The 13,721-nt window shown below is 58.6% G+C and carries 20 protein-coding genes; 2 read left to right on the forward strand and 18 right to left on the reverse strand.

What is annotated here, in order from left to right; translation table 11 throughout:
* The 17 genes from B4M48_RS17105 to B4M48_RS17185 form a co-directional block, all read right to left on the reverse strand.
* Nucleotides 1-1,066: phage tail protein (locus B4M48_RS17105; protein ID WP_288657428.1), on the reverse strand; the 1,066-nt coding region annotated here is incomplete at its 3' end.
* Nucleotides 1,063-1,671, reverse strand: a complete 609-nt coding sequence (locus B4M48_RS17110) for a phage tail protein I (RefSeq protein WP_288657429.1) — start codon at nt 1,669-1,671, stop codon at nt 1,063-1,065. The genes B4M48_RS17105 and B4M48_RS17110, both read right to left, overlap by 4 nt.
* A complete protein-coding gene (locus B4M48_RS17115) occupies nt 1,668-2,582 on the reverse strand; it encodes a baseplate assembly protein (protein ID WP_288657431.1) in 915 nt (304 codons plus the stop codon). The genes B4M48_RS17110 and B4M48_RS17115 overlap by 4 nt, the downstream gene beginning before the upstream one ends.
* Entirely contained in the window at nt 2,569-2,925 is a 357-nt protein-coding gene (locus B4M48_RS17120; RefSeq protein ID WP_288657432.1) for a GPW/gp25 family protein, read from the reverse strand. Before B4M48_RS17120 ends, B4M48_RS17115 begins: the two co-directional genes overlap by 14 nt.
* Nucleotides 2,922-3,500 (reverse strand): phage baseplate assembly protein V, encoded by a 579-nt coding sequence (locus B4M48_RS17125; protein WP_288657433.1) that lies wholly within the window; start codon nt 3,498-3,500, stop codon nt 2,922-2,924. Before B4M48_RS17125 ends, B4M48_RS17120 begins: the two co-directional genes overlap by 4 nt.
* A gap of 69 nt (nt 3,501-3,569) precedes the next feature.
* Nucleotides 3,570-4,016, reverse strand: coding sequence for a phage virion morphogenesis protein (locus B4M48_RS17130; protein ID WP_288657434.1), 447 nt, complete (start codon nt 4,014-4,016; stop codon nt 3,570-3,572).
* Nucleotides 4,009-4,440 (reverse strand): phage tail protein, encoded by a 432-nt coding sequence (locus B4M48_RS17135; protein WP_288657435.1) that lies wholly within the window; start codon nt 4,438-4,440, stop codon nt 4,009-4,011. The genes B4M48_RS17130 and B4M48_RS17135 overlap by 8 nt, the downstream gene beginning before the upstream one ends.
* Nucleotides 4,403-4,651, reverse strand: coding sequence for an Rz1-like lysis system protein LysC (lysC, locus tag B4M48_RS17140; RefSeq protein WP_288657523.1), 249 nt, complete (start codon nt 4,649-4,651; stop codon nt 4,403-4,405). Before lysC ends, B4M48_RS17135 begins: the two co-directional genes overlap by 38 nt.
* On the reverse strand, nt 4,536-4,964 hold the full coding sequence (lysB, locus tag B4M48_RS17145; RefSeq protein ID WP_288657438.1) for an Rz-like lysis system protein LysB: 429 nt from the start codon (nt 4,962-4,964) through the stop codon (nt 4,536-4,538). The genes lysC and lysB overlap by 116 nt, the downstream gene beginning before the upstream one ends.
* Nucleotides 4,961-5,350, reverse strand: a complete 390-nt coding sequence (locus tag B4M48_RS17150; RefSeq protein WP_288657439.1) for a DNZ54_00345 family protein — start codon at nt 5,348-5,350, stop codon at nt 4,961-4,963. Before B4M48_RS17150 ends, lysB begins: the two co-directional genes overlap by 4 nt.
* 4 nt (nt 5,351-5,354) lie before the next feature.
* Complete coding sequence (locus tag B4M48_RS17155) at nt 5,355-5,864, reverse strand: lysozyme (RefSeq protein WP_288657441.1); 510 nt, start codon at nt 5,862-5,864, stop codon at nt 5,355-5,357.
* Complete coding sequence (locus tag B4M48_RS17160) at nt 5,845-6,057, reverse strand: HP1 family phage holin (protein ID WP_179452097.1); 213 nt, start codon at nt 6,055-6,057, stop codon at nt 5,845-5,847. The genes B4M48_RS17155 and B4M48_RS17160 overlap by 20 nt, the downstream gene beginning before the upstream one ends.
* 3 nt (nt 6,058-6,060) lie before the next feature.
* Nucleotides 6,061-6,264 carry a tail protein X gene (locus B4M48_RS17165; protein WP_288657443.1) on the reverse strand — a complete coding sequence of 68 codons (204 nt, stop codon included), beginning with the start codon at nt 6,262-6,264 and terminating at the stop codon, nt 6,061-6,063.
* Entirely contained in the window at nt 6,264-6,728 is a 465-nt protein-coding gene (locus B4M48_RS17170) for a head completion/stabilization protein (protein WP_288657445.1), read from the reverse strand. The genes B4M48_RS17165 and B4M48_RS17170 overlap by 1 nt, the downstream gene beginning before the upstream one ends.
* Before the next feature lie 98 nt (nt 6,729-6,826).
* The gene (locus B4M48_RS17175) at nt 6,827-7,477 is read right to left on the reverse strand and encodes a terminase endonuclease subunit (protein WP_288657447.1); all 651 of its coding nucleotides are present in this window, start codon (nt 7,475-7,477) and stop codon (nt 6,827-6,829) included.
* Nucleotides 7,478-7,480: 3 nt separating this feature from the next.
* Nucleotides 7,481-8,530: a phage major capsid protein, P2 family gene (locus B4M48_RS17180; RefSeq protein WP_288657448.1), complete on the reverse strand. Its 1,050-nt coding sequence runs from the start codon at nt 8,528-8,530 to the stop codon at nt 7,481-7,483.
* Nucleotides 8,531-8,546: 16 nt separating this feature from the next.
* Complete coding sequence (locus B4M48_RS17185; protein WP_288657450.1) at nt 8,547-9,398, reverse strand: GPO family capsid scaffolding protein; 852 nt, start codon at nt 9,396-9,398, stop codon at nt 8,547-8,549.
* 143 nt (nt 9,399-9,541) lie between these two features.
* Between B4M48_RS17185 and B4M48_RS17190 the strand changes: the two genes are divergently transcribed.
* Both B4M48_RS17190 and B4M48_RS17195 read left to right on the forward strand, forming a co-directional pair.
* Complete coding sequence (locus B4M48_RS17190) at nt 9,542-11,308, forward strand: terminase ATPase subunit family protein (protein WP_288657452.1); 1,767 nt, start codon at nt 9,542-9,544, stop codon at nt 11,306-11,308.
* Complete coding sequence (locus tag B4M48_RS17195; protein WP_288657453.1) at nt 11,309-12,346, forward strand: phage portal protein; 1,038 nt, start codon at nt 11,309-11,311, stop codon at nt 12,344-12,346. It abuts the gene before it with no gap.
* A 30-nt stretch (nt 12,347-12,376) separates the two neighbouring features.
* Here the strand turns inward: B4M48_RS17195 and B4M48_RS17200 are convergent, their stop codons facing one another.
* Entirely contained in the window at nt 12,377-13,501 is a 1,125-nt protein-coding gene (locus B4M48_RS17200; RefSeq protein WP_288657455.1) for a PIN domain-containing protein, read from the reverse strand.
* Between the last annotated feature and the right edge of the window lie 220 nt (nt 13,502-13,721).

Here is a 13,721-nt window from a genome sequence, read left to right on the forward strand (position 1 = left end):
TTTTCGCGGCTTCGCCTAAACCAAGGTTTGCGAGAAACGCCGGGACGTTCGCGATATCGCTGCCGTTCTTGCTGATGTCCATCTTTCCGGCGAGTGCTGTGGTCATCGTAGTGGCAAAGTTCGGATCGTTGCCGAGCGCCGCCGCCAGCTCGTTCAGCGTGTCCAGCGCCGCTGGTGAGGACGCTACCAGCGCAGAAATGGCTGATTTCACAAACGCCGTGGTCGCCAGCTGCGTGTTATTCACAGACTGCGCCGCCGTCGGTGCGGTTGGCGTGCCGGTCAGCGCCGGACTGGCCAGCGGTGCCTTCAGCGCCAGCGCATTAGCGATGGTGGTGGCAAAGTTCGGATCGTTATTGATGGCCGCCGCCAGTTCTTTGAACGTGTCCAGCGTGCCCGGCGCGCCGGAGGTCAGCACCTGAAGCGCCGCCACCACAAACGCGGTGCTGGCAATCTGCTGCGAGTTATTGCCCGCTGCCGCCGTTGGCGTTTTCGGCGTGCCGGTGAGCGTCGGGCTTTCCTTTGGCGCGTACTGCGTGTGCGGGTCGGCGGCGGCGAGGTGCTTCGCCATCAGGTCGTCCACGGACACCTTCAGCTCCAGCACTTTGTCATCAACGTATTTACGGGTCGCCAGCACCACCGCCGGGTCGATTTTCAGCGTGATGGTGTCGGTGCTGCTGGTAATCAGCACCATGCGCACGGTCTGCGTGCGCCCGCTGCCCTCGGCCAGCTGCGGCTTGTAGCTCTCCGGGCAGTTGCCGACGGCAATCAGCGCGCCCGTGTCATCGAACAGGCCCACCTCACGGATCCACCACCCGCCCTCGGTTTCCGGGATAACCTGCTCGGCAATAATCTGGCTGCTGTTCTGCGGGTCGATGTACAACATATTCAGGTCAGCGCGGCGCTTCTCCGCAATCAGCTTCGTCTGCTGCGCGCTCGGCGTGGGCAGCACGCCGCCGCCGTCGCCCACGGCCATCTGCGTGATTTTCAGCGGCACGCCGAGGGCGGCAGCGCTGGCAAGCTTTGCCGCGCCGATGTCCGTCAGCAGGGTGTAAAATTTTGCGCTCATGGGTTCACTCTCACTGTGTCAATAATGTGCAGCGCCCCGCCGTCGTACGCGGTGCCGCCGGAAATAATGGTTTCGTTGATGTAGGGATAAACCGTGATTTCTTCGCCGATGTAGGTGCCTGCGCCGACAAAATACGGGCCGCTGGTCTGCAGGTTGATGGACATCCCGATCAGATGGCGGCTGCACGGCTTGGCGTCGCTGATAAGCCGCTCCAGCTCCTGATAGGTTTCCTCCGTAATCCCCTCGTCCTGGACGCCGATGTCCAGGCGAAACGTGCCGGGCGCGTCCCCGTTCTTCCACCACTCAATCACGCGGATCAGAAATCCGAACGGCTCAACCACGCGCCGGATCGCGCTGATGGTCCCCTTGTGCTGATGGATGTAAAACGCGTCCTTCACCACCTTGCGCTTCACACTTTCCGCCCAGCTTTCGTCCCAGCGGTCCACCGAAAACGCCCAGGCAAGATAGGGAAGAAATGTCACCGGGCAGGTGTCCGGGTTCCACAGGTCGCGCAGCGGCACGTTCAGGCCGGAAATTCCACTGCACGCCTGCGCCAGACGGCGCTCAAGCGCGGATGAACCAGGCGGTAAGAGGCTGTTACTCATGCCATCACCCCGTCATCCGCCACGCTGATGTCCGTGGCGGTGCAGTTGCCCGCCTGCGTGCGGTCCATGATGATGTCCTCTGCCGGTTCGGTGATATCCACCCAGTCCACACCGGCCACGCGCAGCACCGCCCCGTAAGACTCGCGGCGCACGCTGCGGCCCAGCTTTTTTTGCTCGGTGAGGTAGGCAGCCAGCCGTGCGTTTGCCGCCTCCAGACAGGGCGCGGCGGCCACGCCGTCAAACAGGTGCAGCTTCGCCTGCACGCGATAGTCGTTAATGTTTGCTGCCTGCACGGTCACGCGGTCCGCCACCGGGCGCACGCTGTCGTCATTCAGCGCTTTGTCCACTGTACTCAGTAAATCAGCGGGCGCCGCGCCGTTGCCCTCGCGGCTCAGCACGGTGATGAGCACCGTGGCCGGTGACGGGCTGATGGCGGACACGTCCTGCACCCGTCCGTCCGCGCTGCGGGCGTGAAACTCGTAGGCCGCCGTCGGACCGGCAACCGATAATCCCTCAAACGCCTCCGGCACGCGCACGCGAAGCGCGTCGTCGGATTCCATCACCGCGTCCACCGGCGGCACGGCGTCCGGGGTGGCCGGGGTGACGGTCAGGCGCTGCACGTTGTTGCGCGCGGCCAGCTGGTCGAGGTCGCTGCCGCGCGCATAAGCCACCATGATCGCCTGCGCCGCCTCGTTGATGCGCTGGCACAGCAGGATTTCGCGGTACACGCTTTCCTGTAAGCACTTCACCGCCGGGTCGGACTCCAGCGCCAGCACGCGGCGCATGGCGGCCTGCTCGTCCGCCGGATAGAGCGCAATCAGCGCTTCCTTGCGCTCGGCAAGCAGCGTTTCAAAATCCGGCACCTCGATCACTTCCGGTGCGGGCAACTGCGAAAGATCAATTACTGCCACTGTTCACCCCCGTTGAAACGGACATTGCGAGCGGCGAACCGTCGGCGCGCTGGCCGGTCAGCTCAACCACCATGGAGCCATCAAAGGCGCTGGTAATATTCAAAGAGCTGAGGCGGATACGCGGCTCCCATCGGCTCAGCGCGGTATAGGCCGCCGCCATCACCTGAAGGCGCACAACGTCGTTCTGCGGCTGGTCAATCAGCACCGACAGCAGCGAACCGTATTCACGCCGTCCGATGCGGCTGCCTTCCGGCGTGATCAGAATGTCGCGTACACTCTGGCGGATGTGCTCGGTGTCGGTGATGGCTTCGCCGGTGTCGCGGTTCATGCCGAGATACATCATTGCGGGCCTCCGGATGTGTCGCCGCCAGACTTCACGCCGCCGTGTTTATGCTTATCGACTACCACGCCGTTAGAACTCATATCCCCGCCGCCCTGCGTCACGTCGCCGTTCATCACGGTCTGGCTGTTAATCTGCGTCCGGCTGGCGTCAACGCCCAGCTGGTCGGTGATCAGCTGAATCCCCTCGGCGGCCTCAATGCGCACGCTTTTGATATTTTTAATCAGCAGCTGGCCGGTGTCCGGCTCGTACTGGAACCAGCCGCCGTCGTTGAACACGGTGGTGCTGCCGTTCTCTGAATAATCGGGCGGCGGGAATGCATCGGAATAAATAGCGGGCAGCGCAAACGCGGTTTCGAGATTTCCGCCGAGGCTCAGCAGCACAACCTGCTCGCCGATAGACGGTTGCCACCATGTGCGGGTATTCCCGGCGCGCAACGTGAGCCAGTTAATCCAGTTGGTTTCAAGGTCGCCCGTTTTCACCCGGCACTGCCATTTACCCGCATCCACCTCGGACACGATGCCGGTGCGGATCAGGTTGGTGATAAGGCGCATAATTTCGGTGAGTTTGTCGTTCATGGTCTGAGAGTGTCACTTAGAAAGGGGCCGGGCATCTCTCCGGCGTTGTCTGAGGGATGGCACAAAGAACTACTCGGCCAGCCAGCGCAGCAGCGTTTCCTGCACCGAGCTTTCCACTTCGTTATTGATGCCCAGGAGGGGTCGCTCCGCATACTTCACTTCGGTGCCTCTCCGGTTCACCCTGTCACGCAGCCCGTAGTGATGAACACGGACCAGCTTCTGCACGCCCGGAACAAAAGCAACTTCAGCCATGTTTGCGTTTGCCTGCGCCTTGAGATATTTGGCCGTTTTAAGCTTCGCAAACATCTTGCGGCGAATGCGGCCCGGCTTGGTTCGGGCACTGACGCGTCGCGGCTCCCATGCGGTTCCGTCCGGGCTGCGCTGCAGCGTAATGTTGCCCTGCTGAATGCGTCGCACGTCGCGCGCCACCTCGCGCAGCATCTTTGTTCTGGCTGCGGGTTCCAGCTGCGCCAGTAACGCATTCAGCCAGGCATCAATCTCGTGTAGTTCAGCCATGATTACTTGCCCAAAACTCGTCTGGCGCTTCCGGCTCCGGCACGGCCTCAACCGACATCACGCCGTCCACTTCCTTCACGATCACACGCTCCGTCAGCTTCAGGTTCATGCTGATGTCGCAGCGGTCATTGCCGAGAATGTCAGCCTCAAAGGTGAAAAGCCGCTCCCGCTCGCTGGCGTTCTGCAGGGCGTCCGGCTGGTTGACGCCGAGCCAGAATAAAACGGGCGCCATCAGCAGATTCTGGTCGCCGGTGAAGTCCGTCACCACCACGTTCAGGGTGTAGCGGTACTCCCACGAAATCGACGCGGCGGAGGTGGCAACTACCGCGCCGTTATCAACGAACAGGTGAAGGCGGTCCGGGTTGTCGGCCACGTAGGGCACGGCTTTATTCAGGGCGTTTCGCAAGGACTGCGGCTTGTTCATCGTCTTTATCCTGACAGCTGATGATGGTGTCTACCTTATCGGCGCAGGCCGCCCATGCGGCCTCGGTGTCATCCAGCTGCGCCAGCAGGTCGCCGTTACGGCGCGGTGCGGCTTCGTCCAGGCGGCACGGGGTGATTCGCGGACAGCCACTCACGGTAAGACTGACCTCCGGTGAGGGCCGGACGCTGGCGCAGGCGGATAACAGGATCAGGCAAAGGGGCATCAGCCCAGCGGCGAAGCTCTTCATTTTCACGTTTAAGTTCCTCAATGGTGCGCTGCCGGTCACGCAGCAGCGTGCCGTTCTGCTCGGCGGCGGCGTATAGCTGCGTCTGCGCCCGGCTGCTGGTCTGCGTCAGAATATTTAGAGCAATCAGCTGGCCGTTTTTCTGCGACAGCTTTTTACCCTGCGCGGCTAAATCCTTCACCTGCGCGTCAATTTTGTTATGGGCGGTGCTTAGCCGCCACGATTGCACGCCAAGGGCGGCAATCAGAACAAGCACCACCGCCGCAAGCGCGCGCATCATGCTGTTGCCTGCTCCGTCAGCTGAGCGCGCAGCAGGTTAAAGACAACTACCGCCAGCGCGTAACAGACCAGCGTGATAATCCAGCCGGAAAAAGCCAGCGACATAACGATCAGCAGCTTCACCACCCAGCCGAAGACTTTGCTGATAAGGGGCAGCTCGCCGGGAACGAAAAATTTACTCAGTGCCTTTTTTAGCTTCTGCCGCACGTCGCCCTCAGAAATCAGTACAAGTACGGCCAGCCCTGACAGCGCTGCCACCACGATATTCAGTAGCCATACAACGCCGACAACCAGAGACACGGCGGCGCTGTTCGGGTGAAAAAGCGCTGCCAGCAGCAGCACCACAAAAATAACGTTTATCACCCGGTTCAGTTTTGTATTTTTCATCGTTTCAGACTCCTTTAAGGCACCATGCCAGCTCACGTTTTCGCCGGTTATCCAGCCCCTGATTAAATACGCCTTTCACGTACACCCAGCGCGGTAGCTGATAGCACGCATCGCGCCAGCGCTCCTGTTTAATAAGTGCCACCATGGTCGAGCCGCAGGCGTTGCCGGTGCCAACGTTAAACGCCAGCGACACCAGCGCGTCGTAAATCGGCTGCGGCATGGAAACCGCAGCGCAGCGCGCCAGTGCCGCCTCAACGCGTAAAACATTGGTGATGAAGTTGCCCGCCGCCTGCCGCTCGGTGATGGTCCGGCCAGGCACCACGCCGACGGTGTTACCAATGCCGTCGGTCCACTTGCCCGCGTCGCACAGGTACGGCTTCAGGCGGCAACCCTCATAATCGGCGATAAGTTTCAGCCCCTCGACGGAGGTGTGCAGCTGCGGGAACCCCGGCAGCGTCGCGGCGATAGCCAGCACCGCGGCAACGGTGCAACGCTTAACGATTTGCAGATTCATATTCCTCCCGCGTGATGCGCCCGGCGGCCAGCAGCTGATAGGTTTTGCGCTTGTAATACCAGCTGATGATTGCCATCAGCAGGCCGATTAACACCCCGGCCACGGTTGAAACATCCTTTAGCGACAGGTCGCCCAGCCACGCCATTGCCAGCGCGATGAACCAGACGATCCCGGTGCTGATTTTTTCCCACATGATTCAGTCCCAAAGCTGGACGGCCTGCACGGTGGCCGCCGCCGTCACGTCCGGCAGCTCCACCTCCAGCCCGTGCGGTAAAAGGGGGCCGTGCTCCGCCAGCCCCGGATTTGCCTGCAAAACCTGCTCCGTCATGCCCTGCGTGCGCCCGTAGTGACGCCAGCAGATTTCGTCCACCGTGTCGCCCTGCTGCGCGCGCACTTTCATCAGATAAGCTCAACTGTGCAGTGCGGCGCGTTCTGAACGCGGCTGACGGCCCAGCGCGCGTCGCGCCACAGGTCGCCGGTGCCGTTTTCCAGCTCTTCCCCGCGCTTTGTTGCGGCGGCGGTGGCGTCATAGTCCTGATAGCGCTCGTTCAGCACCGCGCGCGCCCAGCACCACACCGCATTTTCATAGTGATGGAGTCGCACGCTGCGCCCGGCCAGCTCTTCCGCTGGCACATTCGCCAGGCTGTTATAGCCGCGCAGCTCCTGCCGTTCGCGCCACGGGTATAGCTCCGCGTTGACCTCCGCCATCGCGGTGAGCACCACCTGCTTCAGGCGCTGCGGCGTCACGGTGCCGTCAACGCGCATGACGCTGCGAAACGTCGCCAGATCGATGTCCGGCCAGAATGAGTTGTTGGGGATAATTTCCGGCGTTCCCGTCGCCTTTTCCGGCGCTACAAACTGCATGCCTTATTTCTCCTGAATAGGTGGGCGGTGGACGGGGTTTTGATGCGGCGCTGCCTGTCGCCACCCCGTGCCGCCCCGCGCGTGGGCACGTCCGGTTATCAGCTGGCGTTGCGGATTTTCCGCTCCAGCTGCTCAATGTCTTTTTTCACCCCGCAGCGCTCGTCGAGCTGCATGGCCTGCTGCAGATGGTTCAGCGCGGCAACCGGCTGTCCTTCACGCAGCACCCAGCCGAGCGACTTGTGCAGGCGCGCGCGTGACTGATCGGGCATGTCCAGTTCGCCGATCACGTCGAGCGTCTGCATCAGCAGGCCGGGGTCAAAGTCGGTTTTTGCCACGATGGCGTTTTTAGCGGCGTCGGCCATTTCTTCGGCCAGCAGTGTCTGCACGTTGCGGTTAAAGCCCTGCGGCATCGACCAGCCGTGGCGGATGGCGTGGCGGCCAATGGCGAGCGCACCGGCATAATCACCGGCATCCACGCGCCAGAGCATCACGTACATCAGCACGTCATCCTGCTGCGCGCCGTCGGTGGCCAGTACGCCGTCCACCCAGGGCACGTATTTCGGCAGGACTTCCACCTTGATTTCGGCCTTCTTCACGGTGGACTGAATGCCCTTGAGGCGGCGGCGGTCCTCGCCGAGCTGCATCAGCATCAGCTCGTAGCCGCTGGCGTGGCGAACACTGCCGCCCTGACGGGCGGCCTGTTCAGCCTGGACGCGCTGGCGGTGCTGCCGTGCGGGACTCAGGCTCATGACTTACGCTCCCGCGCCAGCGGTGAAATCACCAATAGTGATGTTTTCAACCAGCGCAGCGCAGCGGTAATCCTCAACCACATACGCCTCATTGACCGATTCAAAGTTTTCGATGCGGTCACGTTTCGGGTTGTCGATGATCGAGCGACGGCGGGACTCTTCCTGCCAGTAAATAGACAGGTTATCCAGGCGGGTGATCAGCACGGCGTTGGCCGGAAAGTACGGCGCACGCACCGCCTGCAGGCCGCCCATACGTTTCTGGCTGATGATGAGATCGGCGGCCAGCTTGTTGGTGTTGTCCTGCTCGTTGTTAACCAGCGGGAAATACTTATCCGCCAGTAGTTCACGCCCGCAGATCACCACCAGTTCGTCGTCGTCCTGGAAAATCGGGTCAATCAGCTCGTTGACCGCGTCCATTACCAGCGCGTCGAGGTTGGCATAAACGCCACCCTTGCCCACCTTCACCGGATCAGCGGTGGTTTCGCCGTCTTTGGTCACGCTGCCCAGCACGTTGTCCGGCGCATCTTCGCGCACCTTCTGCAGCCAGCCCTTATTAACATCCTGCAGCAGCGGGTTGGCGGTGCGATTGGAGGTTTTGGCGCGCTCTGTGCCGTTGAAGCCGATCATGATGCGGTCCAGCGCCTGACGCTTCACGATGGCGTCACGGATGCGCGTCTGGAAGTCCTGGAACTTCGCCCACAGGTCCAGCTTCGCGTAGGTGATCGCCGTATCAAAGTTGGTCTGCTCGCATTTGTACTCAATGTCCGACATCGCGGTGGGATCGGACGGCTCGCGGTCTTTAGCGGTGGTGTCGGTGGTGCCTGCGATGGTACTGCCGACGCCTAGGCCCAGCAGCTGGCCGGACTGGTCGGTGACGCCAATGACGTTAACCAGCGTCAGAAATGCGGTGGACTGCTGGATGGTATCTTCCAGCGTCTGCGCTACAGACGGCTCAACGCTGAATTTGCCGGACAGCTCGGCCTGTTCGACCTTATAGACTCGCGCCAGCTGCACCAGAAAGGCGTTGAAGGCAAAGCGGGTAAGTTTTTTCATGGGATATGCTGCTCCTTTAGCAGTTGGTCAGGTGTTCGGCTGGCGCATTGCCACCCGGTGCGCGCTGGCGGAAATCGGCGCGACTGTCTTCACGGCCCAGCTGCTCTTTCAGTTCGGCAAAGTCCGCCTTCTGCTCTTTCAGGTCGGTCAACTGCGTTTGCAGCTCGGTTTCCAGCTTGCTCAGGCGTTCCGCCTGCTCGCCCAGCGTCTTGTCGGTGCGGGTGCCGTAGTCCTGGTGCTCAGTGGCAATCAGCTCCACCGCCTTATGCACGTCTGAAAATCGTGCGTCGTCGGACTGCTGCTTTTTGCTGAACAGCGCGGTGACGCGGGCAAACAACGCGGGCTTGTCCTCCACTACTTCCAGCTCGATCACGGTCTCGGTGGCAGCGGTGAACAGGTTTTCCGGGTGCTGCTTGCGCTTTGCCAGCGGGTTGTGTTGCGCGCTGGCGCTGAAGGCCAGCATCTCGGTGCCGAGGCTTGCCGGGTCGTCGGTAGCAGCCAGGCCAACCAGATAGGCTTTGCCGGTGTCGGCAAACTTGGTGCTGACTTCCATGGAGGTGAACAGCTTCTGGCCTTTTTTTACCAGCTCCACGAGGGATTCCGTCGGCAGGATGTCGGCATACAGCGCCAGCTTTCCGGCCAGCGGACCGTCGATGATTTCCTCCGTCCCTAGCGCGCTCACCGTGCCGTAGCGGTTGAAGGTGCTGTCCGGCGAGTACGATTTCAGGTGCTCCAGATTGATGGTTGCCGTGTAAACCGCTGGGTTGTAGGCGGCGGCCATCTGTACCAGCCATTCGCGGGAAATTTCGCGTCCGTCCGTGGTGGCACCTTCCACCCCGATCCGAAAACGTTTTGCAGTTACTGTCATGAGCCAGGCTCCGTTGAGATAAAACGCTTAGAAGCCTTATGTTTGCGGTTCAGAGGGGTGTGAAACAACGCGCGCACGTTGTGCGGCCAGCCACACAATGAGAGACGGCGGAAAAGGGACCGGCGGGGCCGTATTTTGGGGCCATGACAACGACACTCGCCCCCGAAGACCTCGATCCCCGCAGGCAGGCCATGCTGCTGTACTTTCAGGGATACCGCATCGCCCGCATTGCTGAAATGCTGGGAGAGAAACCCGCAACCGTTCACAGCTGGAAGAAGCGCGACAAGTGGGGCAACTACGGCCCGCTTGACCAGATGCAGCTGACCACCGCCGCGCGCTACTGCCAGCTGATCATGAAGGAGACAAAAGAAGGGAGAGACTTTAAGGAGATTGACCTGCTGGCGCGCCAGTCAGAGCGGCACGCCCGCATCGGCAAGTTCAGCAACGGCGGCAACGAGGCAGATCTCAATCCGAACGTAGCCAACCGCAACAGCGGACCGCGCAAGCCGCCGGAAAAGAACGTGTTTACCGACGAGCAGGTGGAGAAGCTGCAGGAGATTTTCCACGGCTCCATGTTCGGCTACCAGCGCCAGTGGTGGGACGCGGGCAACAAGCACCGCATCCGCAACGTGCTGAAGTCGCGCCAGATTGGTGCCACCTACTACTTTGCCCGCGAGGCGCTGCTGGATGCGCTGACCACCGGGCGCAACCAGATTTTCCTGTCAGCCAGTAAGGCGCAGGCCCACGTCTTCAAGCAGTACATCATTGAGTTCGCCAAAGAGGTGGACGTTGAGCTGAAAGGCGACCCGATGACGCTCAGCAACGGGGCGTGCCTTTACTTCCTCGGCACCAACGCCCGCACCGCGCAGAGCTACCACGGCAACCTGTACCTGGATGAATACTTCTGGATCCCGAAATTCCAGGAGCTGCGCAAGGTAGCGTCCGGCATGGCGCTGCACAAAAAGTGGCGCCAGACCTACTTTTCCACCCCGTCCAGCCTGACGCACAGCGCCTATCCGTTCTGGTCCGGCGGCCTGTTCAACCGGGGCCGCGCCAAGGCGGACCGTGTGGACATCGACCTGTCGCACATGAACCTGTCGCCGGGCCGCTTCTGCGATGACGGCCAGTTCCGCCAGATTGTCACCGTTGAGGACGCCGTGCGCGGCGGCTGTAACCTGTTTGACCTCGACCAGTTGCGCCTAGAATACAGCCCGCCGGAATACCAGAACCTGCTGATGTGCGAATTCGTGGACGATCTGGCGTCCGTTTTCCCGCTGCAGCTGCTGCAAAAATGCATGGTGGACAGCTGGGAGGTGTGGGCAGATTTCGAAGCGCTGGCGCTGCGGCCGTTCGGCTGGCGCGAAGTGTGGATCGGTTACGACCCGGCAAAGGGTACGCAGAACGGCGACAGCGCCGGGTGCGTGGTGATCGCCCCGCCTGCCGTGCCGGGCGGCAAGTTCCGTATTCTGGAGCGCCATCAGTGGCGCGGCATGGACTTTCGCGCGCAGGCCGAGTCCATCAAAAAGCTGACGCAGCAGTACAACGTGACCTATATCGGCATCGACTCCACCGGCGTCGGCCTCGGCGTGTACGAGAACGTGAAGATGTTTTTCCCGGCGGTGAAAGAGTTCGTTTATAACCCGAACGTCAAAAACGCCCTGGTGCTGAAGGCGTTTGACATCATCAGCAGCGGGCGTCTGGAGTTCGATGCCGGGCACCTCGACATCGCACAGTCATTTATGGCAATCCGCCGCGCGACCACGGCCAGCGGCAACCGCCCGACCTACGAAGCCAGCCGCAGCGAAGAAGCGAGCCACGCCGATCTGGCGTGGGCGACCATGCACGCGCTGGCAAACGAACCGTTACAGGGCGAAGCCGCCCACACCGGCAACATTATGGAGATTTTTTAAATGAGCAAACGCAGGAACCGTACGCGCACGCAGCCCGTGCAGCAGCAACAGATGACAGGCGGCCCGGCGGCAGAAGCGTTCACCTTTGGCGACCCCGTGCCGGTGCTGGACCGCCGCGAGCTGCTGGACTACGTGGAATGCGTGGTGATGGATAAATGGTATGAGCCGCCGGTGAGCTTTGACGGGCTGGCGCGCACGTTCCGCGCCGCCGTGCATCACAGCTCGCCGATCAACGTGAAGCGCAACATTCTGACCAGCACCTTCATTCCGCATCCACTGCTGAGCCAGCAGGCGTTTAGCCGCTTCGTGCAGGACTATCTGGTGTTTGGTAATGCCTATCTGGAAAAGCGCACCAACAGGCTCGGCGGCGTGCTGGCACTTGAGCCGGCACTGGCTAAATTCACGCGACGCGGCACCGATTTAGACACCTACTGGTTCGTGCAGTACGGCATGAACACGCAGCCTTATGAGTTCACCAAAGGCAGCGTGTTTCACCTGATGGAGCCGGATTTAAATCAGGAGGTTTACGGCCTGCCGGAATACCTTTCGGCGATCCCGTCCACCCTGCTAAACGAGTCGGCAACGCTGTTCCGCCGCAAATACTACCTGAACGGCAGCCACGCCGGTTTCATCATGTACATGACCGACGCCGCTCAGAATCAGGAAGACGTGAACAATATCCGCCAGGCAATGAAAAGCGCCAAGGGGCCGGGGAACTTCCGCAACCTGTTTATGTACTCGCCTAACGGGAAGAAGGACGGGATTCAGATCATCCCGCTGTCAGAAGTGGCGGCTAAAGATGAGTTCCTGAACATCAAGAACGTGAGCCGTGACGACATGATGGCCGCGCACCGCGTGCCACCGCAGATGATGGGCATCATTCCTAATAATACCGGCGGCTTTGGCGATGTTGAAAAGGCCAGCCGCGTGTTTGTGCGCAATGAGTTAATTCCACTTCAAAAAAGATTTGAGGAAATTAACAACTGGCTAGAAGAGGATATCGTAAGATTTATGCCTTATCAGCTGGATAACGATTAGAAATCAAAAGGCCGCTATTAAATGCGGCTTTTAATCGTGATAATCGGAAGGATCTCTAAATGGCTCAACCTCACCGAAATCAGCAACACTTAATAAGCCATCAACTTCACAGTCTGCAATTTCTATCTCACCCAAATCGAAATCGCTTCCTAAATCATACTGAATAGTAAATACCAAAGTGGCAGTTTCAACTATGTCTTGCTCACAATGATTCCCCCCCATCCCCACATACTCTCTATCAACAGAATCGAACTGATAAAAATCAAACGAAGCTTGGACATAATAGGTTATTTCAACTGAAGTACTAAAGGTAACAATCTCCTCATCACTATCAATGAGATCAATTTCACCATCAAATTCCACACATTTTATTTCAGCATATGCTTCGTCATTTTCATATTGCAGATAAGAATTAGCTTCTGCTTCAATATTAAATTGCCCATATTTTCTAGTAACCTCGTCAAATAGCCTGCTGTGTAACTTTCCATCTTCGCCATCTTTTAAATCTTTCTTCACTAAATCTCTAAGAGCAAACGGAGCTGTGTCTTTTTGAAAGAACGTCAATGCTTGTGGAAGTTCTTCAATGTAGTCAATGTAGTCAGAATCGTCACAGAAAGCCTTCCAACCTCCATCACGTGCAACAGCCAACACAGACATCGTATTGTCTTTAGCCCATTCTTCCGCTGTTAAAAGTATCGCAGCATCAGGAAACTCGTGCTTTTTATTGCTCTTATTTTCAAAAGGTGGATTTGTGCAAAAGTAACGATCAAAAAGCTCTTTTATTGGAGCGTAATCTTCTGTAGCTAAGACATTTATACCGCACTTATCAATAAAATCATCCATTCTTTTTTTTGCAAGGGATGAAATAAGTTCTTCGTTCAGAAGCGAGCTTCTGTGTGCATTTAAATCACTACCATCAAAAAATAAATGTTCCATTGCATCTTGCAGAGAACTTTCTAATTGTGTTCTAGCTTTGTGTATAGATTCGTTAAGATGCGAAATAATCTCCCTTTGAATTATATCCGTCATAATAAACTCTATATCACTCTCTTTGAATTGTGAGAGAGTTTTTAAAACACCAAGCTCGAATTTATATTTATAGTTTTTATAAACAGAAGTATCGATTAGTAATGCATCATACTTTTTATCAGTCATCAAATTTCCTTTGCATAAAGAATGCATGTATCAATCACTTAGTAGTAAAAATTACTTAAACATGGGTCCAATGATTAATCAATACAGCAGCCGCACAAATTTCAAGTACCGCGACATACCTCAAGCAGTGATCAGCAATTATCATCGCTAATAGCGCTAGCGCGCGCTCGTACCCCCGCCACGCCTGCGCGCTTTACGATGTGGTTTTCATGCACCTGCA

Source organism: Pantoea sp. UBA6567 (genome assembly GCF_002434165.1).
GTDB classification, from domain to species: domain Bacteria; phylum Pseudomonadota; class Gammaproteobacteria; order Enterobacterales; family Enterobacteriaceae; genus Pantoea; species Pantoea eucrina.